We start from the raw sequence: 21,398 nt of genomic DNA, 5'->3' as shown, positions 1-21,398 counted from the left end.
GAGCGCTGAGCGCTGGGCGTTGCGCGCCACCCGTTGAAGGTCCGCCGACATCCAGGAGGTTTCCGATGAAGTCATCCGTTGTCAGAAGTGCCGCGATCCGTTGTTTCGCCGCCGCCACCGCGGCGGCAGCGTCGGTGTTGTCCGCGGGTCTGGGCCACGCCGCCGTGCCGCTGCCCTCGCTCAACATCGACAGGACCCAGATCACCGTGTCGGGCCTGTCCTCGGGCGGCTTCATGGCCAACCAGCTCGGCTACGCGCATTCATCGACGTTCAAGGGCATCGGCGTCTTCGCCGCCGGCCCCTACAACTGCGCCGGCCACAGCAACTACATCGCCTGCATGTACAACGCGACGATCCCGTCGTCCGCGCTGAACACGATGCAGGCAGACCTCAACAACTGGAGCGGCACGGCGATCGACGCCAAGAGCAACGTCGCCTCGCAGAAGGTCTTCCTGTTCGTCGGCCTCAGCGACACGACCGTTGGCCCCAACCCGATGAACGCGGTGCAGACGCAGTACCTCAACAACGGCGTCACGGCGGCCAACCTGGAATACGTCCAGCGCAGCGGCACCGCCCACGTGCTGCCGACCGACTTCGACGCCGCCGGCAACAACAGCTGCGGCAGCAGCGCGTCGCCCTACATCGCCAACTGCGGCTACGACGGCGCGAAGGCGGTGCTCACCAAGCTCTATGGCAGCTTGAGCGCGCGCAACAACAGTCCCGCCGCGGCCAACTACATCGAGTTCGACCAGACCGCGTTCAGCACCAACCCCGGCCTGGCAGCGACCGGCTGGGCGTATGTGCCGGCCACCTGCGCGGCGGGCGAGGTCTGCAAGCTGCACGTCGCGCTGCATGGTTGCCAGCAGAACTACGCCACCATCGGCGACAAGTTCGTGAGGAACACCGGCTTCTCCCGCTGGGCCGACACCAACCACATCGTCGTGCTGTTCCCGCAGACCAGGGTCGACAGCATCTCGCGCTCGACCGCCGCCAGCGGCCTGCTGCCCAATCCGAACGGCTGCTGGGACTGGGTCGGCTGGTACGGCTCGAACTTCGCGCAGAAGGCCGGCACGCAGATCGGCGCGATCAAGGCGATGGTGGACAAGGTGGCCGGTGGCACGACCGGCAACCCGGGCGATCCCGGCGATCCGGGCTCGCCCGCCACCTGCTTCACCGCATCCAACTACACCCACTCGATCTCCGGCCGGGCCTACGCGCTCTACGGCATCACCTACGCCAACGGCTCCAACCAGGCGATGGGGCTGTGGAACATCTTCGTCACCACGACGCTGAAGCAGACCGCGCCCAACTATTACGTGATCGGCACCTGCCCCTGATGCTCGAGACCCGCGACCTCACCATCCGGTTCGGCGGCCACACGGCGGTGGATCGCGTCAGCTGCGCCTTCCATCCGGGCACGCTGACGGCCATCGTCGGCCCCAACGGGGCCGGCAAGACGACCTACTTCAACCTGATCTCCGGGCAGCTCGGTGCGAGCGCGGGGCGGGTGCTGCTCGACGGCGAGGACCTGACGCGACTGGCCGCGCCGCTGCGCACGCGGCGCGGTCTGGGACGCGCCTTCCAGCTCACGCAGCTGTTCCCGACCTTGAGCGTGCTGGAGAACGTGCGCCTGGCCGTGCAGTCGCGGCGCGGGGAGGGTCTGCGGATGCTCTCCGTGTGGCTCGACCATCGCGAGCTGCTCGACGAGGCGCGCGAGATCGTCGGGCGCGTCCGGTTGGGTCATCGTGTCGACGTGCCGGCGGCGAGCCTGCCGCACGGCGACCAGCGCAAGCTGGAGGTCGCGATGCTGATGGCGTTGAAGCCCAAGGTCTACCTGTTCGACGAACCCACGGCGGGCATGAGCGTCGACGAGGTGCCGGTGATCCTCGACCTGATCCGCGCGCTGAAGGCGGAAGGCACGCACACCATCCTGCTGGTCGAGCACAAGATGGATGTGGTGCGGGAACTGGCCGATCGCATCGTCGTGCTGCACAACGGACAGTTGGTCGCGGACGGCGAGCCCGAGGCGGTGATCGACTCGCCGGTCGTGCAGAGCGCGTATCTGGGACTCGCCATGCCGGAGGTCGCATGAGCGCATCGACGCCCAAGACCTTGTTGCGCCTCGACGGCGTGCACACGCACATCGGGGCGTATCACATCCTGCATGGCGTCGATCTGGCCGTCGTCGAGGGCGAGGTCACGATGCTGCTGGGCCGCAACGGCGCCGGCAAGACCACGACGCTGCGCACGGTGATGGGTCTGTGGCGCGCGAGCGCGGGCCGCGTGCTGTTCGACGGCCGCGAGATCCAGGCCGCCCCGACACCGGAGATCGCGCGCCTGGACATCGCCTACGTGCCCGAGAACATGGGCATCTTCGGCGATCTGACGGTGCGCGAGAACCTGCTGCTGGCGGCTCGGAAGGCGCGCTCGCTGGACGACCTCGACACCGCGCGGCTGGACTGGCTGTTCGGACTGTTCCCCGCGCTGCGCAAGTTCTGGCTGCATCCGGCCGGCAAGCTCAGCGGCGGGCAGAAGCAGATGCTGGCGATCGCGCGCGCGATGGTCGAGCCGCGCCGGCTGCTGTTGATCGACGAACCGACCAAGGGGCTGGCGCCGGCGATCATCCGCAACCTCATCGAGGCGCTCGGCGAGATCAAGCGCGGCCGCGACGGCGCGCGCACGACGGTGTTGCTGGTCGAGCAGAACTTCATGGTCGCCCGGGCGCTGGGCGACGGCGTCGCCGTCATGGACGACGGCCGCGTCTCGCATGCCGGCCGCATGGCCGATCTGGCCGCCGACGAGGCGTTGCAGCAGCGCCTGCTCGGACTCTCGCTGGCGGCACACCAATGAACCCGACCGATCCCATTCCCAAGGCGCGTTTCGACGCGGTCCCGCTGCTGCTGGTCGTCGCGCTGGCGCTGACGGCGCTGCCGCTGATCGGCTCGCCGTCGAGTTGGGCGACGCTGACGATCGCCGGCCTCGCCATGGGGCTCATCGTCTTTGTCATCGCCTCGGGCCTGACGCTGATCTTCGGCCTGATGGACGTGCTGAACTTCGGGCACGGCGTGTTCATCGCGCTGGGTGCCTTCGTCGCCACGACGGTGATGGGCGCGATGAGCATGGCCGGCGGCCTGGCCGCCAGTCCGTCGCTGGCGCAGAACCTCGTCGCGGTCGGCGTCGCCGCACTGGCAGGCATCGTCAGCGCGGCGGCGCTGGGACTCGTCTTCGAGCGCCTGCTCGTGCGTCCCGTCTACGGCATGCACCTGAAGCAGATCCTGATCACGATGGGCGGGATGATCATCGGCGAGGAATTGATCAAGCTGGTCTGGGGCGCGCAGATGATCCCGCTGCAGCCGCCGGAGTCGCTGCGCGGCGCGCTCGTGGTCGGCGACGTGGCGGTCGAGAAGTTCCGCCTGCTGGCCGTCGTCGTCGGCCTGGCGGTGTTCATCGGGCTGCTGTGGCTGCTCAACCGCACCAAGCTCGGCCTGCTGATCCGTGCCGGGGTGCAGGACCGCGAGATGGTCGAGAGCCTCGGGTACCGCATCCGGCGCCTGTTCGTGGCGGTGTTCGTCACCGGTTCCGGGCTGGCGGGACTGGGCGGCGTGCTGTGGGGGCTCTACCAGCAGAGCGTGATCCCGCAGATCGGCGCGCAGGTCAACACGCTGATCTTCATCGTGATCATCATCGGCGGGCTGGGCTCGACGCTGGGCTGCTTCGTCGGGGCGCTGCTGGTCGGCCTGATGGCCAACTACTGCGGCTTCCTCGCGCCCAAGGTGGCGCTGTTCTCCAACATCGGGCTGATGGTCGCCGTGCTGCTGTGGCGGCCGCAGGGCCTGTATCCGGTCGGACACCGTTGAGCGGAGCCACTTCCCCATGAGACTCCTCCGATCCCTGCTCCGTTCTCTGCTTTCACACGACCTGCCTCGCAGCCGCGTGCTGGCGGCGCTGCTGCTGCTCACCGTGGTCGGGCTGGCGCTCGCGCCGTTCGTGTTCCCCGGGACCAAGGCGCTCAATGTCGCGGCCAAGATCCTCGTGTTCATCGTGCTCGTGGGCAGCTACGACCTGCTGCTCGGCTACACCGGCATCGTCAGCTTCGCGCACACGATGTTCTTCGGCATCGGGGCCTACGGCGTCGCCATCGCGAGTGCGCGGATGAATCCGGGCTTCACGGCGCTCGCCGTCGGCATCGGCGGCGCGCTGGTGCTGTCCTTGCTGCTGGCGCTCGTCATCGGGTTGTTCTCGCTGCGCGTGAAGGCGATCTTCTTCGCGATGATCACGCTGGCCGTCGCGGCGGCGTTCCAGGGCCTGGCTTCGCAGCTGTCCGATGTCACCGGCGGCGAGGACGGCCTGAATTTCCGGCTGCCGGCGCTGTTGTCGCCTTCGACCGAGTTCCTGGAAGAGCCCGTGCTCGGCATCTCCATCGATGGCCGGCTGCTGAGCTACTACCTGCTGTTCGTCGTGACCGTGGCGCTGGTGCTGGCGCTGCTGCGCATCGTCAACTCGCCGTTCGGGCGCGTGCTGCAGGCCATCCGCGACAACGACTTCCGCGCCGAGGCGATCGGCTACCGGCTGGTGACCTACCGGACCTTGTCGACGCTGCTGGCGGCGGTGTTCGCGACGCTGGCCGGCGCGCTGCTCGCGATCTGGCTGCGCTACAACGGGCCGGACACCTCGCTGTCGTTCGAGATCATGCTGGACATCCTGCTGATCGTCGTGATCGGCGGCATGGGCACGATCTACGGCGCGGTGATCGGCAGCGTCCTGTTCGTGCTGGCGCAGAGCTACCTGCAGGACCTGATGCGCGTCGGCGCCGCGGCGGTGGAGGGCGTGCCGGTGCTCTCGCAACTGATCGCGCCGGAGCGCTGGCTGCTGTGGTTGGGCGTGCTGTTCGTGCTGGCCGTGTACCACTTCCCGAACGGGTTGGTCGGGCGCCTGAGGCAGGCGAGGAGGGGATCGTGAAGTCGACGTCGAACTACCTGCGCTGCGAAGGCCGCGAGATCCATTTCCAGGCCTGGGGCGACCCGGGCGCCGAGCCGGTGATCGCCTGGCATGGGCTGGCGCGCACAGGGCGCGACATGGACGAACTGGCCACCCACCTCGCGGGGACGGGCCGCTACTTCGTGGTGTGTCCGGACACCCTCGGAAGAGGGCTGTCACAGTGGAGTCCGGAGCCGGACAACGAGTACTGCCTCGCGTTCTACGTGAAGCTGGCGGTGGCGCTGATCGATCAACTGGGGTTGCGGGAATTCCACTGGGTGGGCACGTCGATGGGCGGCGCGATCGGACTGCTGGCCGCGGCGACCTCGCTGCGCGGCCGCATCCGGCGGCTGGTGCTCAATGACATCGGCCCGGAACTCGCGGAGCCGGCGATCCAGCGCATCCGCGGCTACGCGGGGTCGCCGTCGGCGTTCGACACGGTGTCGGAACTGGAACAGTACTTCCGCCAGATCTACCAACCCTACGGCTGGATGAGCGACACGCAATGGCGGCGCTTGACGGAGAGCTCCGTGCGTCGGCTGCCCGACGGGCGCGTGACGCCGCATTACGACCCGGCGCTGGTGCGCCAGTTCTTCGTCCATCCGGACGACTACAAGCGCTGGACCGAGTGGGACTCGCTGAGTCTGCCGGTGCTCTGCCTGCGCGGGGAAGCCTCGGACCTTCTGCTGCCGGAGACGGTCGACGCGATGCGCGTGCGTGGGCCGAAGGCGGAGGTGGTGACGATCCCGGGCTGCGGCCATGCGCCGGCGCTCAATGTGCCCGCGCACTTCGCGATCGTGCAGCGGTTTCTCGAAGGCGGGTGAACGTGCCGCATGCGAGGACTCATCGCTTGATGAGCCAGCCCAGCACGCCGCCGAAGACGGTGGTCAATGTCGAGAGTGCCCATTGGTGGCTGTCATCAGCCGTGCAGGTGGCGAGAAGCATGAAGAGGCTGAACCCGACCAGGGTCAGCAGGATGAGGCTGCTGACCACGAACAGGCCGACATCCTTGAACCGGCGGATTTGCGCGTCCGCAGGTGGCTCCGGAGAACTGAAGGTGCCGGAGAAGGTCACCCCCGGCGAGTGCAGTGCGTCAGAGGCCACTGAACTCTTCCTTCAGAGTTGCTCGCTGGTCCGCGCTGACGAAACCGACGGCGTTGCCGTTGCGTGCGGCATTGCGTGCCATCAAGAAGAGCGAAACCGCCCGCGCAAGGAACTCGGGAAAACTGAGGCTGTCGGCGGTATAGATGCGCTCCAGCGCGTAGTGCTGCTCATCAGGCATGTCCAGTTGAAATCGCACGGTCATCGTGACTCCTTCGTGACGTGCCCGGACATCGGGCACGGATCGAAAGTGGAGCACGCACGCGCCGCTCAACGCCAGTTCCGCGATGGGGGATTCCAGGACGCCTTGCGCGAGATCAATGACCCTCGAAATAACGAGTGCCCACCCGTTGTGGGGGCACCTCATCCCTCGTCGGGATGGCCTCGGGGGTCAGTCGTTGAGCTGCGGCAGATCCAGCCAGCGTGCCAGCCGGCGGCGCAGTGTCAGGAAGTCGAGCGGCTTGGTCAGGTGCTCGTCCATGCCGGCCTTCAGGCTGTCGGCGACGTCGCTGTCCAGCGCATGCGCCGTCAGCGCCAGGATCGGGAAACGCGGGAGCCGGCCCTGCGCCTGCTGCTCACGCAGCCGACGCGCGCATTCCAGTCCGTCCATGCCCGGCATCTGGATGTCCATCAGCACCAGGCTCGGTGCCGCGCGCTCGCACAGGTCCAGCGCTTCCTGGCCGTTGCGCGCGAGCTGGGTCTTCAGGCCCATCAGCGCCAGGAATTCCAGCGCGACGACCTGGTTGATCGGGTTGTCCTCGACCAGCAGCACGAAGGGCTCGCCGGGCGCCGGACGTTGGCCGGACACGGATGCGTCAGCGATCGACGACGGGGGCGTGGACTTCGCGGACGCGTCCGAGGTCATCAAGACCAGCGGGGTCTCGGAAATCTCCGAAGTGGAATGACCGTCGTTTCTGTCCATGTCGCTTGTCGTCCGCGATCCGATCGGGATGCGGGTATTCCCTAGATAAGTCGTCCGTCGTCCGGTTGGACCGGGAGCCGATGTTGCTCCGCGACGACGGGGTCCATTGTTGCCGCACCCTCGGAAGACTAGCAAGTGTGCGGAAGTCATCGATCGGAGGCCTTGACAAGAGGTAGCCGAGGGCTTCCTGAGCGGTCGTCCGTTTTCATTTGCTTACCACTGTGTCACCCAGGATGTCGTGTGGAGGCCATGCGGGTCGACCCGGGCCACCTGCCGCCCCTGCTGCCACGCCGTGACACCGGCGCTCCCTAGAATCATCGCCCACTGCCTTTCCCGAGGCTCCAGAGCCCACACCACATGTCCGATTCCGATATCCGCATCCGGGGCGCCCGCCAGCACAACCTCAAGAACCTCGACCTGGACATCAGGACAGGGGAGTTGACGGTGGTGACCGGGCCCAGCGGGTCGGGCAAGTCCAGCCTCGTCTTCGACACGCTGTATGCCGAGGGCCAGCGCCGCTACGTGGAGACCTTCTCCGCCTATGCACGCCAGTTCCTGGACCGCATGGACCGCCCGGCGGTCGACAAGGTGGAGGGCGTGCCGCCCGCCATCGCGATCGACCAGACCAACCCCGTCCGCACCAGCCGCTCCACCGTGGGCACGATGACGGAGCTCAACGACCACCTGAAGCTGCTGTTCGCGCGCGGGGCGGCCCTGTTCGATCGCGAGACCGCGCTGCCCGTCCGGCACGACACGCCGCAGACGATCTACGCGGAACTGCTCGAACGCACGAAGACCGACGATCCGCGCCTGGTGCTCACCTTCCCGGTCGAGCTGCCCGAGTCGGTCAGCGCGGGCGAGGTCGAGCAGTGGCTCTCCGCCTCGGGCTTCACCCGGGTGCAGTCGGAGCGCGTCGTGGGCGGTCGCAAGATCCTGGACGTCGTCGCCGACCGTTTCCGCATCCAGGGAGCGGAGCAGGCGCGGGTGATGGAGGCGATCGAACTGGCGCTCAAGCGCGGCAGCGGCCGGCTGATGGTCCATGTGCTCAGCGCGGAGGAGGGCGTCGAGCCGACGCTGTGGCGCTACTCCACCGGCCTGCACTGTCCGGAGAGCGACATCCGCTACGCCGATCCGCAACCGGCGCTGTTCTCGTTCAACTCGGCGATGGGCGCGTGCGAGACCTGCCGCGGCTTCGGCCGGGTGATCGGCGTGGACCTGGGTCTGGTGATCCCCGACGAGCGCAAGACGCTGCGCGGCGGCGCGATCAAGCCGATGCAGACGCCGGCCTGGAAGGAGAGCCAGGACGACATGCTGAAGTACGCCGGCGATGCCGGCATCCCGCGCGACACGGCGTGGAACCAGATGACGCCGGCCCAGCGCGAGTGGGTCATCGGCGGCAGCCCGAACTGGAACGGCAACTGGAACAAGCAGTGGTACGGCGTCAACCGCTTCTTCGAGTACCTGGAGAGCAAGGCCTACAAGATGCACATCCGGGTGCTGCTGTCGAAATACCGCAGCTACACCGAGTGCCCGACCTGCCGCGGCGCGCGGCTCAAGACCGAGGCGCTGCTGTGGCGCGTCGGCTCGAAGGCCCTGGCTGACGCGGCCTTGCCGGCGGACAAGCGTTTCATGCCCGAGGGCGTCACGTGGTCGCGCGAGCAGCTGGAAGCGTTGCCGGGCCTGTCGGTGCACGACCTGATGCAATTGCCGATCCACCGGCTGAGACGCTTCATGGACGAGCTGCAGTTGCCGGGCACGCTGCTCGATGAAGCGCTCAAGCTGCTGCTCGACGAGATCCGCAACCGGCTGAAGTACCTCGTCGACGTCGGCATCGGCTACCTGACGCTGGACCGGCAGAGCCGCACGCTGTCCGGCGGCGAGGTGCAGCGCATCAACCTGACGACGGCGCTGGGCACCTCGCTGGTCAACACGCTGTTCGTGCTGGACGAGCCCAGCATCGGCCTGCATCCGCGCGACATGAACCGCATCGTCGAGGCGATGCAACGGCTGCGCGACGCGGGCAACACGCTGGTCGTCGTCGAGCACGACCCGGCCGTGATGCTGGCGGCCGACCGGCTGATCGACATGGGCCCGGGACCGGGCCAGCAGGGCGGACAGATCGTCTTCGACGGCACGCCCGCGCAGATCCGTTCGGCCGACACCTTGACCGGCTCCTACCTCGGCGCGCGCAAGCACGTGGGCATGGGCCTCAAGCGCGTCGTCGAGGAGAACACGCCGCGCCTGATCCTCGAAGGCGCGCGCGAGCACAACCTCAAGAACGTCAGCGTCGAGTTCCCGTTGCAGCGCATGGTGGCGGTGACGGGCGTGTCCGGCTCGGGCAAGAGCACGCTGATGCAGGACGTGCTCTATCCGGCGCTGGCGCGCTGGTTCGGCCAGGCGACCGAGACGCCGGGCCAGCATGACCGGCTGCTGGGCGCGGACTGGCTGGCCGACGCGGTCTTCGTCGACCAGTCGCCGATCGGCAAGACGGCGCGTTCGAACCCGGCGAGCTACGTCGGCGTCTTCGACGAGATCCGCAAGCGCTTCGCCGACACGCCCATGGCCAAGGAGCGCAGCTACGGCGCCGGCATGTTCAGCTTCAACGCCGGCGACGGCCGCTGCCCGACCTGCGGCGGCTCGGGCTTCGAGCACGTCGAGATGCAGTTCCTGTCCGACGTCTACCTGCGCTGCCCCGATTGCGACGGCAAGCGCTTCCGCGCCGAGTTGCTCGAGGTCAAGCTCGAGCGCGCCGGCCGGCAGCTCAGCGTGTCCGACGTGCTGGAGCTCACGGTGGCCGAGGCGCTGCAGGTCTTCAGCGTCGACCGCGAGGTGCTCAGCAAGTTGCAGCCGCTGTCGGACGTCGGGCTCGACTACCTGACGCTGGGGCAGCCGGTCCCGACGCTGTCGGGCGGTGAAGCGCAGCGGCTCAAGCTCGCCGGCTACCTGGCGGAGGCGGCCTCCAAGCCGCGCCAGGCGACGGCGACCAAGGGCACGCTGTTCCTGTTCGACGAGCCGACGACGGGCCTGCATTTCGACGACATCGCCAAGCTGATGCGCGCGATGCGCAAGCTGCTGTCGGCGGGGCATTCGCTGATCCTGATCGAGCACAACCTCGACGTGATCCGCGCGTCGGACTGGGTCATCGACCTCGGGCCCGAGGGCGGCGAGGACGGCGGCCTGGTCGTCGCGACAGGCACGCCGGAGCACCTCAAGGACCATCCCACCTCGCACACCGCGAAGGCGCTGCGCGAGTACGCGCTGGAGATGGACCGCGCGCCGGTCAAGGTCTCGGAAGGCCAGCCGCTGCAGTCGCTGCTGCGCCGTCGCCGCCAGGAAGACGAGGTGATCCGCATCGTCAACGCGCGCGAGCACAACCTGAAGTCGGTCGACGTCAGCATCCCGCGCGGCAAGTTCAACGTCGTGACCGGGGTGTCGGGTTCGGGCAAGAGCACGCTCGCCTTCGACATCCTCTTCAACGAGGGCCAGCGCCGCTACCTGGAATCGCTGAACGCCTATGCGCGCTCGATCGTGCAGCCGGCGGGCCGGCCCGAGGTCGACGCGGTGTGGGGCATTCCGCCCACCGTCGCCATCGAGCAGCGCCTGTCGCGCGGCGGCCGCAAGAGCACGGTCGCGACGACGACCGAGGTCTGGCACTTCCTGCGCCTGCTGTACGTGAAGCTCGGCGTCCAGCACTGCGCGCACGACGGCACGCCGGTCAAGCCGCAGAGCGTCGAAGCCATCGCCGCGCAGCTGCTGCGCGACTACAAGGGCAGGCACATCGGGCTGCTGGCGCCGCTGGTGGTCAACCGCAAGGGCGTCTACACCGACCTCGCGAAGTGGGCGAAGCAGCGCGGCCACACGCACCTGCGCGTGGACGGCGAGTTCCTGCCGACCAGCCCATGGCCGCGCCTGGATCGCTTCAAGGAGCACAGCATCGAGCTCCCGGTCGGCGACATGACGATCACGCCGGAAACCGAGGCGGAGCTGCGCGAACTGCTCGCCAAGGCGCTGGATCACGGCAAGGGCGTGGTGCATGTGCTGTCGCCGCTGGACGGCCTGCACGAGGCGCTGCGCAGCGGCAAGGCGACGCGCGGCATCGGCGAACTGCGCGTGTTCTCCACGAAGCGCGCCTGCCCGCAATGCGGCACCAGCTATCCGGAACTCGATCCGCGGCTGTTCAGCTACAACTCCAAGCACGGCTGGTGCACGACCTGCGTCGGCACGGGCCTGGCGTTGACGCGCGAGCAGCGCAAGGCGCTCGACGACACGCAGCAGGACAAGGACAACCGGGGCCGCGAGCAGAGCTTCCCGGCGGAAGAGGCGGAGATCGAGGACCTGAGCGACGCCCCGTGTCCCGACTGCCACGGCGCGCGGCTGAATCCGGTGGCGCGCGCGGTGAGCTTCGAGCACGAGACGATCGGGACGGTCGCGTCCTGGAGCGTGAAGGAAGCGCGCGAGTGGATCGCGGCCCTGACCCTGACCGGCCGCGACGCGGAGATCGCGCGCGACGTGGTCGTCGAGATCAAGGGCCGGCTGGAGTTCCTGGAGGAAGTGGGGCTCGGCTACCTGACGCTGGACCGCGCGGCGCCGACCCTGTCGGGCGGCGAGGCGCAGCGCATCCGTCTGGCGGCGCAGCTCGGCAGCAACCTGCAGGGCGTCTGCTATGTGCTGGATGAGCCCACCATCGGCCTGCATCCGCGCGACAACCAGATCCTGCTGAAGGCCCTGGCGACGCTGGGCGACAAGGGCAACACGCTGGTGGTCGTCGAGCACGACGAGGATACGATCCGTCGCGCCGACCACATCATCGACATCGGTCCGAGCGCGGGCAAGCGCGGCGGTCGCGTGATCGCCGAGGGCACAGCCGAGGAGATCGCGAAGAACCCCGATTCGCTCACGGGTCGTTTCCTGTCGAAACCGCTGGTGCACCCGCTGAAGGAGCGCCGCGTGATGGAGGCGGACGCGCCGAAGCTGACGGTGCTCAACGCCTCGCTGCACAACCTGCGCGGTGTGACGGTGGACGTGCCGCTGCACCGCCTGGTGGCGATCACGGGGGTGTCCGGGTCCGGCAAGTCCACGCTGGCCCGCGACGTGCTGCTGGCCAACATGGCCGCCGCGGTGCCGCTGCGCCGCGCGCCGTCGAAGTGGGTGGGCTGCGACGCGGTCGTCGGCCATGCGCAGGTGGACCGCGTGCTGGAGGTCGACCAGACGCCGATCGGCAAGACGCCGCGCAGCTGCCCGGCGACCTACATCGGCTTCTGGGACGCGATCCGCAAGCTGTTCGCCGAGACGCTGGAAGCGAAGGCCCGGGGTTATGCACCGGCCCGCTTCAGCTTCAACACCGGCGAAGGCCGGTGCCCGGGCTGCGAGGGCCAGGGCATGCGCACGATCGCGATGAGCTTCCTGCCCGACGTGAAGGTGCTCTGCGACCAGTGCCACGGACAGCGCTTCAATCCCGAGACGCTGGCGGTGAGCTGGCGCGGCAAGAGCATCGGCGAGGTGCTGCAGATGGAGATCGACGAGGCGGTGGAGTTCTTCGCCGCGATGACCTCGATCTCGCATCCGCTGAAGCTGCTGCAGGACGTGGGGCTGGGCTACCTGACGCTGGGGCAGCCGAGCCCGACGCTGTCGGGCGGCGAGGCGCAGCGGATCAAGCTGGTGTCCGAGCTGGTGAAGGTGCGCGACGACGTCACGCGCCGCGGCCAGAAGGCGCCGCACACGCTGTACGTGCTGGACGAGCCGACGGTGGGGCTGCACATGGCGGACGTCGAGAAGCTGATCCGCGTGCTGCACCGGCTGGTGGACGGCGGGCACAGCGTGGTCGTCATCGAGCACGACCTCGACGTGATCGCGGAAGCGGACTGGGTGCTGGATCTCGGACCGGAAGGCGGCTCGGCGGGCGGCCTCGTGGTCGCGCAAGGACGCCCGGAGACGCTGGTCGAGCAGGGCACGCATACCGGGAAGGCGCTGGCGCCCGTGCTGGCGCGGCGCTGACCGGAGGTTCGCACCACGCCATGAAAACCATGGAAAACGGCCTCGTCAGAGGCCGTTTTCGTCGGTGTCGTGAGCGGTGTCGCGGTGGCGCTGTCAATGCGGCTTGCGCCGCTGCCGCTGCTCGAAGTCGTCGCCGTGATAGACGTTGCCGTCCCAGGTGCCGGATCGGTTCTTCGCCCGGGCGATCGCGTCGCGCGCTGCATCGTGCGCTGCACGGCGGCGGTCGCGGGAATTGAAGCGGCCACGCAGGCTGAACCCGCTGATGAGGAGCCCGGTTCGCTTGAACCAGCCACGCCAGGCCAGTTGATGCCGGCGCGGCAAGGCCATGTCGATCGCGAGGAACACGCAGGTCAGCAGACCGAGAGCGGCGAGGACTTTGGCGAACATACGTCGGCGCTGTGAATCACACCTTGCTGGTGTGTAAGCCGACCACTATACGCGAGGCCCCGCGGGCCGTCTGTCAGTCGCGATGCCGTCCGTGGCCGTGACCGTGGTCGCCGCGATCGCCACCGCGGTCGCCCCGATCTCCCCGGTCGCCGCCGCGATCCCAGCCCCCGCGATCACCACCCCGGTGGTCGTCGCGGCGCTCGTCCCAGCGACGGCCTTCCCAGCCGCGACGGTCGTCGCGATGGTCGTGCCAGTCGCGGCGGCCATCCCAGTCACGGCGGCCTTCCCAATCGCGGCGCGGCGGATCCCAGCGCGGCGGAGGCGGCGCGTACACCGGCATCGGATGCACGTGCGGGCGGCCGTAGTACGCCGGGGCGTAGGCCCGGGAGTACCAGTCCTCGCGGACGAAATACACCTGTCTGCCGCAGGCCCCGTAGTAGCCGCAATGGCGGGCCCAGGACCGGTAATGCCCCGGGGGCACCCGCAGGTACAGCGGCGGCGCCGGCGCATAGGCGCGTTCGATCACCACCGGCTGGGCGTAGATCACGTCCGGGCGGACGTTGCCCACGTCGATCCGGCCATAGAAGCCCGGCTGCCCGACGCTGATGGACACGCCCACGTCGCCCGCGAAGGCCGCCGGCGCGCCCAGGGAGCCGGCCGTCAGCGCCACGGCGCCGAGGATGCGTTGAATCAGGTGCTTCATCGAATACCTCTTTCTGGTGCTTCCGGTTCGCTTCGCGACCTTTCCCCTGCCGGAGGTCATGGGCGAGGCGTCCGGAACGGGCCTGCCTAGGGAAAGTATGGACAGTTAACGCGCGCTTGACGGATGCGGTGGACATCCGAGCGGTAAGCAGTTGTTGGGCGCGTCCCTAGAATCCCGCGTCCCCGCCGACCCTGCGGGGCGTGGAGCAACGATTGAAGCAATGGATCCTGACTTCCCTGGCGCTGGCGACCCTGGCAACGGGACTGGGCGTGAGCGAAGGTTCGCTGGCGCAGACAAGCACCGCCGTCGTGGCCGCGCCCGTGGCCGTGACCAACCGGCCGCTGACGCTGGAACAGCTGTTCCGCGCCGAGCCCTATCGCGGCGAGGCGGCCAAGGACGCGAGGTTCAGCGCGAGCGGACGTTACGTGGCCTACCTGTGGAACCCGTTCGGCGAGCCCGGCAGCGACCTCTACGTGCATGACACGCAGACGGGCAGGACGCTGCGCCTGACGTCGCCGACGCTGATGGCCGCGGTCGAGACGCCGGAGAACCTGGAGCGCTACGCGAAGAAGCTGCAGCAGAAGCGCGACGAGACGGCCGAGCGCCAGGCCCGGGAGGAGGCGCAGGCCGCCTACCTGCGTGGCGAGGCGGTCGACCTGGAACAGTGGGAGCGCAAGGCCATCGAGGCGCTGAAGGTCGAGCTGGCCGAACGCAAGGCCCGTGACGACGCCCGCAAGGCCGCCGAGAAGGCCGCGTGGGGCGACGCCGCGGTCGCGGCCTCCGCGCCGGCCTCCGGCGCCTCCGCGCCCGAGGCGAAGAAGCCCGTCAAGGATCCCAAGGACATGGCGCTGTGGGAGCTGCGCGACGAGCTGAAGAAGAAGCGCGAACGCGAGAAGCTCAAGCCCGAGGACCTGTACCCCGGCGTGTCGCAGTTCGTGTGGGCGTCCAAGGGCGAGGAACTCGTGCTGGCCTATCGCGGCCAGCTGCTGCGCTGGAAGGCGGGCAGCGAGCGCGCCGAGCCGCTGCTCGCCACCGGCCGCACGCTCAAGCCGGTGGCCTACGCGCCGGACGACCAGTTCCTGATCGTGCAGGACGAGACGCGCGTGCTGCGCGTGCGCCTGGCCACGGCCGGCATCGAGGTGATCAACCGCGAGCTGTTCAATCCGGACGACGAGGACCGCAAGTTCAAGATCGCCCAGACGGCCGTGAGCGAGGACGGCCGCTGGATGGCGCTGGTCGCCAACGCGCCGCTGGTCGGCGCCGACGGCAAGCCGCTGCCAAAGCCGGGCCGGCAGGTCGAGATCATGAACTTCAACGACCGCTGGGCGACCGCGAAGAAGGTCGATCGCGAGGTCTCCGACGACAAGCGCGGCGTGCCGTCGATGGCGATCTACATCCGCAAGGTGCCGACGCCCGGCGCCGCGCCGGAACGCCAGCCGCAGCCGGTGTTCACGCATCCGGGCGGCGACAGCTGGTTTGAGATCTCTCCGGTGGTGTGGGCCCGCGACGGCAGCGTCTACGCCTTCACGACCTTCGAGCGGGAGAAGGACCAGTTCCGCGTCTACCTGGGCAAGCCGGGCGAGGCGAAGCCGGAGATGGTGCTGGAGCGCCGCGCGCCCTCCACCACGAACTGGTCAACGTGATGACGCCGTCGTTCACGCCGGACTCCAGGCAGCTGGTGCTGATCCTGGCCGACAACGGCTGGCGCCAGCCGTATGCGATGAGCCTGGCGGCCGGCGCGGACCGCGCGGTGAAGCCGCTGCTGACGGGCGAGTTCGAGGCCTTCCAGGTGCTGGGCTTCACGCCGGACGCGAAGACGATGTTCGTCGTTGCCAATAAGGACGACTACGCGGCGATGAACGTCTGGCGCGTGGACCTGAAGGATGGCCGCATGACGGCGCTGGGCCGCTCGCCGGACTACCACCGCAACGCGGTGGTGGCCCGCAACGGCCAGTGGGCCGCGGCGGTGGCCGGCAACTGGGCCGAGCGTCCCGAGCTCAAGCTGCTGAAGGGCCAGGCCCCCGCGGCCGGCGCGGAAGCGGGCAAGCTGCTGACGCAGAGCCACGATCCCGCCTGGGCGCAGGTCGACGTGCTGCGTCCGGAGCGCTTCAGCTTCAAGAACCGCCACGGCGACATCATCCCCGCCTACGTCTTCAAGCCGCTGGGCTGGGCGCCGACCGACAAGCGCGCGGCCATCGTCTATACCTACGGCGGACCGCTCAACGACCGCCACTCGGTGGAGACCGACAGCTTCCAGCCAACCGGCTACGTCTTCGCGATGTACATGGCGGCCAAGCACGGCTACGTCACGGTGACGGTGGACCCGCGCGGCCACTCCAACTACGGCGAGAAGTTCGCCGACGCCAACTGGGAGAAGCCGGGCGCGCCGCAGACCGAGGACCTCGAGGACCTGGCCGCCTACATGAAGGCGAACCTCGGCGTCGACGGCGCGCGCATCGGCCTGAACGGCTGGAGCTTCGGCGGCTTCCAGACCCAGTACACGATGTACACCAAGCCCGACCTGTTCGCCGCCGGCATCGCGGGCGCGGGCCCGACGGAATGGGAGAACTACAACAGCTGGTACAGCGGACGCACCATCGGCAAGGTCGACCGGACCAAGCCCGTGCTGCGCAAGTATTCGCTGCTGCCGCTGGCGAAGCACCTCAGGAAGCCGCTGCTGCTGGTGCACGGCATGCAGGATCCCAACGTCCTCTACCAGGACACCGTCAACGTGTACCGCGCGCTGCTGGAGTCGGGCAAGGAAGGGCTGGTCGAGCTCTTCCTGGACCCGGACGGCGAACACGCGCTCGGCGGCGCGGTGAAGGCCGTGGGCTGGCACCGGAAGTACGAGCAGTTCTGGCTGCGCAACCTGGGACCGGCGCAGCAGAAGTGATCGCCGGTTGACACCCCGGCGCGACGATGCCGTCGCCGCGCGCCACTGAACAGGCCCGCTTGCCTCCCGGCAGCGGGCCTTTCTCATGCCTGGCGATCTCCTATAGTCCGGCGCCTCCGAAGATTGATCGCGGCCTCGATGCGCTTCTCCCTTTTCCGACATGCCGCGGCGCTCGCCGCCTCCGGACTGATGTCGTGGCTTGCCGTCTGTCCGATGTCCAGCCATGCCGGGTCAACGCCAGAGCCGGGGCGCGAGCCCGAGATCGAGGCGATGGCCTGCACACCGCAACGACTTCGTGCGCTCGCCGACGTCTGGCACCAGGTGCGCTGGCGCGGGCTCACCGCGACGCCGCCGGAGATCGATTGGGAACGCCGGATGGCCGAATCGCTCGATGATCTCTGCGTTGCTGATCCGGTGCTTGCCGAGGACGCCTTGCGCGTTCTGCTCGCTCCGTTCCCGGAAGTCGCCGCGCAGCCAGGGACTGGCGACGTCTGGCTGCGTCGGCTGCCGCTCGACGTCATGGAGGCGCGTGCCCAGGGGCAGCTGAATCCCTTCGTGACGGAGCCGTTCTCTCCTCGTTTCGATGAGGTGCCGCCGCTCGCCTGGCGGTGGATGGCGGCGATCAAGTTGTGGTCCTCGCTGAAGGCGGTGTCACGTCCGTTGTCGTTCCCCGCGATGCGGTGGGATGTCGCGTTCGACGAGGCAATCGACGCGATGCCGGCCGCGACGTCGAAGGATCGCTACGTCGACGTGCTGCGCCGCATGCTGACGGCCCTCGACGACGGACATGCCCGGTTGATGGGACGATGGATGCGTGCCCGCATCGGGACAGGCGAACTGCCGGTGCGCCTGCGCCGCGCCGGCCCGGGCATCGTCGTCGCCGAGGTCGTGGGCACTGGCGATGACGCCCCTCCTGCTGCGCGCGTCGGCGACGTCGTGTTGACGATCGACGACGTGCCGGTCGTGGAAGCGATGGCGTCACAACGCCCGTTCGTCAGCGCGTTGACGTGGGCATCGCGCGAACTGCTGACGCTGGATCTTCTGACCCGCCGACCGGTGGGTCAGTCGGCGACGCTTCGCGTGAGGCGGGAGGGCAGGGAGATCGATCTGACATTGCTCGCGACGCGGGAGCCTTCGCTGGAAGTGAGCCGGCCCGCCGCGCGACGGCTGTCGAAAACAGTCGGCTATCTGGACCTTTCGGCGATCGAGGATCTCTCGACGGTGGACCCGCTCCTGCGCGGCGCGAAGACGCTGATCGTCGACCTGCGCCGCTATCCGCGAGGCGCTGCATGGGACCTTGCCGCCCGCCTGCAGAAGCAGCCGGTCGCCAGGAGCCCGTTGAACTGGGAACCTCGGGCAGGCCTGGCCGAGGGGGCAGAGATCCCTCGGACGATCCTGAGGCGCGCTGCCGTGCACTGGCCTGCCCGGATGATCGCGCTCATCGGCGAGGAGACGCAAAGCCAGGGCAACTATTCGGTGCTGCTGCTCCAGTCGGTCACGACGGTCTGCACCGTCGGTGCGAAGACCTTCGGCACCTACGGCAACATCGCCGCCGTCTCACTGCCTGGAGGACTCGTCGCATCGTTCACGGCCAATGACGTGATGACCGCCGATGGTCGGCTCGCGCCGGCGGAAGGACTGACCCCGGACATCGACGTGGTCATCCAGGCGGAGGACTTTGCCGCTGGCCGGGACCCGGTACTGAGCGCCGCCATGTACGTGGCGGAGGCAGGTCGTCGTTGCGCAGCCCGTCGGGAGCCGCTGTTGAATACCACCCCAAGAGGGGATCTTGTCAGTCGCTGAAGTCTTCGGAAAGAATCTTCGGGATTGATTCGTCGATGGCAGAGGGACAGTCGATGGGGCGATTCTGTTCGGACGTTCGGAAGGCAATGAAGATTTGCCTCGGCGCGTTGTTCACGTGGGGAATGCTTGCGGCGGTCCCTCCTGCAGTGGCCGCCGACCGCGAACCGATTCGCCTGTGGCGGGTCACGCCGCACCCCGGGACAACCGTATTCATCCTGGGAATTTCGCATTTCGGCAGTCGTCTGGAGCAGGACGGTTATTTCCAGCGCACGGTGCTTCCCGCATTCGCCCAGTCGGATGTGCTGCATTTCGAAGGCGGCGAGCCGACGTTCGTCGACCAGCAGCGGCCCTGTCCGGAGCCCTTGAAAGGAACGGACGCCGCCGTGGTGACGCAGGCACGGGCCCTGTTGCAACGAGGTGCCGTGTCCTATTTCAGGACTGTGCTCGCGGATCTTCCCGGCGGCACTCCCAGCGAGGAGGTGCTTCGTGAGAATGCGGCGCTCTATGTGCGCGACGTCTCCGAGTTCGGCCTCGTGCTGATGCTGCGGCTGCAGTATCGATTCCTGGTGCAATCGTCTGTCGAGCGCTCGGGGGACTTGCTGCCGGCGCCGGTGATCCAACTGCTGCTGGCGCGTCGGCCCGATATCGACACCCGCCCAGCGGATGAGTCCGACGACCTTTGGGCGGCCTACTGTGGCAGCGAGACGCGCGCCGACATCCTGAGATGGCATGTCGACAACTTCGATCCCGAGCATCCGCCCGAACAGGCTACGTCCGCCATCGCCGAACGACAGATGGAAGAGGCCGCTCGCGGCATTTTTGTGGAAGGCCACACCGACCCGAATCTGTTGACGGACGTGTTTGTCTGTCCAAGAAATGAACGCTGGCTGCCACGCCTGTTGGGGCTCGACGACGGCAAGACGCACTTCGAGGCCCTGGGCGCCGCCCATCTCTTTCCCTATGAGGGCAGCTCCCGCCACTGCGACGGGTTGCTTCAGGACCTGCGACGCGCCGGCATGGAGGTCTCGCCCGTGCAGTGATTCGGGACGTCCACAGTGTCGACCGACCTCCCGCAGCGCGGCACCGGCCGCGGCCTCAGGGCGTCGCCGACACCGTCTTCACGCGCTCACCGACCTTCGGCAGCGCCTCGCCGCCGTAACGGCCGTTGAGCAGCTTCAGCTGCGCCTCGGTGATCACCGAGGTCTTCGCCATCTCGGCGAAGCCGCCCGCCGGGTAGGGTCGCAGTGCGACCTTCCATGGCTTGGCCAGCTTCCTGTCGTCGGCCGTCAGCGCGCGGAAGCTTTCTTCGGTCTGCGTCAGCGACGCGCGACGCGCCTGCAGCGTCTGACCGTCCTTGGCCGCGTAGACAAGCGCATACACCGCGCCCTTGGCGCTCGTGATCAGCGTGAGCTCGGCGTTGCCGCGCTGGCCCTGCGCGTTCTTGCGCACGCCGCTGAAGTGCGTGGCCTTGAGGCCGTTGATCGTCTTCGCGTCGGTCCGGCCCTGCTCCGCGCCCCAGCGGCGCAGGATGTCGTCGTGCACGGTCCCCGCCTTCTCCGGCACCGGTTGCAGGATCAGCGCCGCGTCGCGTTGAGGACTCATCACCGTCAGGGTCTCGCTGCCGTTCTGCAGCGTCCAGCCGGTGGGCGCCGTCAGCGCGATGTCCAGCGATGGATGGAGGAACTGCTGGCCCCGCACCAGGCCCTGCGACGGGCTGTCGCCGAAGACCATGCCGTCGATCGCCTGCAGGAAGGCCGCACGGTTCTCATCGACCGGCTGGCCGCCGGTCAGTTGCGCGGCCTCGTCGCGGATGCGCTGCAGGCGCTGCTCGTTGCTCGGGTGCGAGGCCAGCCAGCTGTTGCCGGTCTGCGGCAGCTTGCCCTGCGCCTTGGCCTGGTCGGCGGCGAACTGCTCCTGGTCCTTCAGCACCTGGATCACGTCGACCATGTGCTTCGGGTCGTAGCGGTTGCGCGAGAGGTACTCGGCGCCGAGCTGGTCGGCCTGCAGTTCCTGCTCGCGGCTGTAGGAGGCGACGTAGCCCGCCGCGGCGTTCTGCGAGACCTGACCCGCGATGTCGGTCGCGCCGCTGACGCCGCGCGATTCCAGCACCGCGCCCAGCACGGTCGCCGCCAGCACGCCGATGCCGGCGTTCTGCTGCCGCGTCGCGCGTTGCGCGCCGTGCCGCGCGGTGACGTGGCCGATCTCGTGTCCCATCACGCCGGCCAGGTCGGCCTCGTTCTCCATGTACGCGAGGATGCCCCGCGTCACGTACACATACCCGCCGGGCAGCGCGAAGGCGTTGACCTCCGGGCTGTCGAGCACGGTGAAATGCCACTCGAGTTCGGCCCGGTGCGACTGCGCCGCCAGCTTGTTGCCCAGCGCGGTCACGTAGGCCTGGAGCTTCGGGTCGTCGACGACCGAATATTCCTTCAGCACGTCCTGATGCGCCTGACGGCCGGTCGCGACTTCCTGCTGCGGACTCATCGCGCTGCGCTCGGTGCGACCGGTGACCGGATTGACGACGTTGGTGCCGCAGCCGGCGATCGTCAGCAAGACGGCGGTGGCGAGCACCGCGAACGGGAAGTGGCGCTTCATCGGATCATCGGTCTCCGTTCATC

General features: G+C 68.4%; 17 protein-coding genes. 11 read left to right on the top strand and 6 right to left on the bottom strand.

The window, feature by feature from the left end; translation table 11 throughout:
- Nucleotides 1-65 precede the first annotated feature (65 nt).
- The 6 genes from ACQ86G_RS02690 to ACQ86G_RS02665 are packed head-to-tail and all read left to right on the top strand — an operon-like array spanning nt 66 to nt 5,801.
- Nucleotides 66-1,337, top strand: a complete 1,272-nt coding sequence (locus ACQ86G_RS02690) for an extracellular catalytic domain type 2 short-chain-length polyhydroxyalkanoate depolymerase (RefSeq protein WP_431259196.1) — start codon at nt 66-68, stop codon at nt 1,335-1,337.
- Entirely contained in the window at nt 1,337-2,092 is a 756-nt protein-coding gene (locus ACQ86G_RS02685) for an ABC transporter ATP-binding protein (RefSeq protein WP_431259195.1), read from the top strand. The genes ACQ86G_RS02690 and ACQ86G_RS02685 overlap by 1 nt, the downstream gene beginning before the upstream one ends.
- Nucleotides 2,089-2,850 carry an ABC transporter ATP-binding protein gene (locus tag ACQ86G_RS02680; RefSeq protein WP_431259194.1) on the top strand — a complete coding sequence of 254 codons (762 nt, stop codon included), beginning with the start codon at nt 2,089-2,091 and terminating at the stop codon, nt 2,848-2,850. The genes ACQ86G_RS02685 and ACQ86G_RS02680 overlap by 4 nt, the downstream gene beginning before the upstream one ends.
- Complete coding sequence (locus ACQ86G_RS02675; protein WP_431259193.1) at nt 2,847-3,857, top strand: branched-chain amino acid ABC transporter permease; 1,011 nt, start codon at nt 2,847-2,849, stop codon at nt 3,855-3,857. Before ACQ86G_RS02680 ends, ACQ86G_RS02675 begins: the two co-directional genes overlap by 4 nt.
- Nucleotides 3,858-3,891: 34 nt before the next feature.
- A complete protein-coding gene (locus tag ACQ86G_RS02670; protein WP_431261318.1) occupies nt 3,892-4,959 on the top strand; it encodes a branched-chain amino acid ABC transporter permease in 1,068 nt (355 codons plus the stop codon).
- Nucleotides 4,956-5,801 (top strand): alpha/beta fold hydrolase, encoded by an 846-nt coding sequence (locus ACQ86G_RS02665; protein ID WP_431259192.1) that lies wholly within the window; start codon nt 4,956-4,958, stop codon nt 5,799-5,801. Before ACQ86G_RS02670 ends, ACQ86G_RS02665 begins: the two co-directional genes overlap by 4 nt.
- Before the next feature lie 19 nt (nt 5,802-5,820).
- Here ACQ86G_RS02665 and ACQ86G_RS02660 read toward each other — a convergent pair whose 3' ends face one another.
- The 3 genes from ACQ86G_RS02660 to ACQ86G_RS02650 form a co-directional block, all read right to left on the bottom strand.
- On the bottom strand, nt 5,821-6,081 hold the full coding sequence (locus tag ACQ86G_RS02660) for a hypothetical protein (protein ID WP_431259191.1): 261 nt from the start codon (nt 6,079-6,081) through the stop codon (nt 5,821-5,823).
- Entirely contained in the window at nt 6,071-6,283 is a 213-nt protein-coding gene (locus ACQ86G_RS02655; protein WP_431259190.1) for a hypothetical protein, read from the bottom strand. The genes ACQ86G_RS02660 and ACQ86G_RS02655 overlap by 11 nt, the downstream gene beginning before the upstream one ends.
- Nucleotides 6,284-6,469: 186 nt before the next feature.
- The gene (locus ACQ86G_RS02650) at nt 6,470-6,886 is read right to left on the bottom strand and encodes a response regulator (protein ID WP_431259189.1); all 417 of its coding nucleotides are present in this window, start codon (nt 6,884-6,886) and stop codon (nt 6,470-6,472) included.
- A 471-nt stretch (nt 6,887-7,357) separates the two neighbouring features.
- Here ACQ86G_RS02650 and uvrA point away from each other — a divergent pair, with 471 nt between their 5' ends.
- The gene (gene uvrA / locus ACQ86G_RS02645) at nt 7,358-12,994 is read left to right on the top strand and encodes an excinuclease ABC subunit UvrA (protein ID WP_431259188.1); all 5,637 of its coding nucleotides are present in this window, start codon (nt 7,358-7,360) and stop codon (nt 12,992-12,994) included.
- A 93-nt stretch (nt 12,995-13,087) separates the two neighbouring features.
- Here the strand turns inward: uvrA and ACQ86G_RS02640 are convergent, their stop codons facing one another.
- Complete coding sequence (locus ACQ86G_RS02640) at nt 13,088-13,381, bottom strand: hypothetical protein (RefSeq protein WP_067277723.1); 294 nt, start codon at nt 13,379-13,381, stop codon at nt 13,088-13,090.
- 73 nt (nt 13,382-13,454) lie between these two features.
- Complete coding sequence (locus ACQ86G_RS02635) at nt 13,455-14,084, bottom strand: hypothetical protein (RefSeq protein WP_431259187.1); 630 nt, start codon at nt 14,082-14,084, stop codon at nt 13,455-13,457.
- 212 nt (nt 14,085-14,296) lie between these two features.
- Between ACQ86G_RS02635 and ACQ86G_RS02630 the strand changes: the two genes are divergently transcribed.
- The 4 genes from ACQ86G_RS02630 (at nt 14,297) to ACQ86G_RS02615 (ending at nt 19,820) form a co-directional block, all read left to right on the top strand.
- Nucleotides 14,297-15,727: a hypothetical protein gene (locus ACQ86G_RS02630; protein ID WP_431259186.1), complete on the top strand. Its 1,431-nt coding sequence runs from the start codon at nt 14,297-14,299 to the stop codon at nt 15,725-15,727.
- Entirely contained in the window at nt 15,727-16,977 is a 1,251-nt protein-coding gene (locus ACQ86G_RS02625; protein ID WP_431259185.1) for a prolyl oligopeptidase family serine peptidase, read from the top strand. Before ACQ86G_RS02630 ends, ACQ86G_RS02625 begins: the two co-directional genes overlap by 1 nt.
- A 138-nt stretch (nt 16,978-17,115) precedes the next feature.
- Nucleotides 17,116-18,780, top strand: coding sequence for a S41 family peptidase (locus tag ACQ86G_RS02620; protein WP_431259184.1), 1,665 nt, complete (start codon nt 17,116-17,118; stop codon nt 18,778-18,780).
- Nucleotides 18,781-18,833: 53 nt separating this feature from the next.
- Nucleotides 18,834-19,820 (top strand): hypothetical protein, encoded by a 987-nt coding sequence (locus tag ACQ86G_RS02615; RefSeq protein ID WP_431259183.1) that lies wholly within the window; start codon nt 18,834-18,836, stop codon nt 19,818-19,820.
- A 55-nt stretch (nt 19,821-19,875) separates the two neighbouring features.
- On the opposite strand, the gene ACQ86G_RS02610 is transcribed toward ACQ86G_RS02615, so the two are convergent.
- Complete coding sequence (locus ACQ86G_RS02610) at nt 19,876-21,375, bottom strand: M48 family metalloprotease (RefSeq protein WP_431259182.1); 1,500 nt, start codon at nt 21,373-21,375, stop codon at nt 19,876-19,878.
- Nucleotides 21,376-21,398: the final 23 nt, after the last annotated feature.

It is taken from the genome of Roseateles chitinivorans, assembly GCF_050632145.1.
Lineage (GTDB): Bacteria > Pseudomonadota > Gammaproteobacteria > Burkholderiales > Burkholderiaceae_C > Roseateles > Roseateles chitinivorans_B.
The sequence above is the reverse complement of the archived record's forward strand: the minus strand, read 5'-3'. Positions and strand labels throughout refer to the sequence as shown.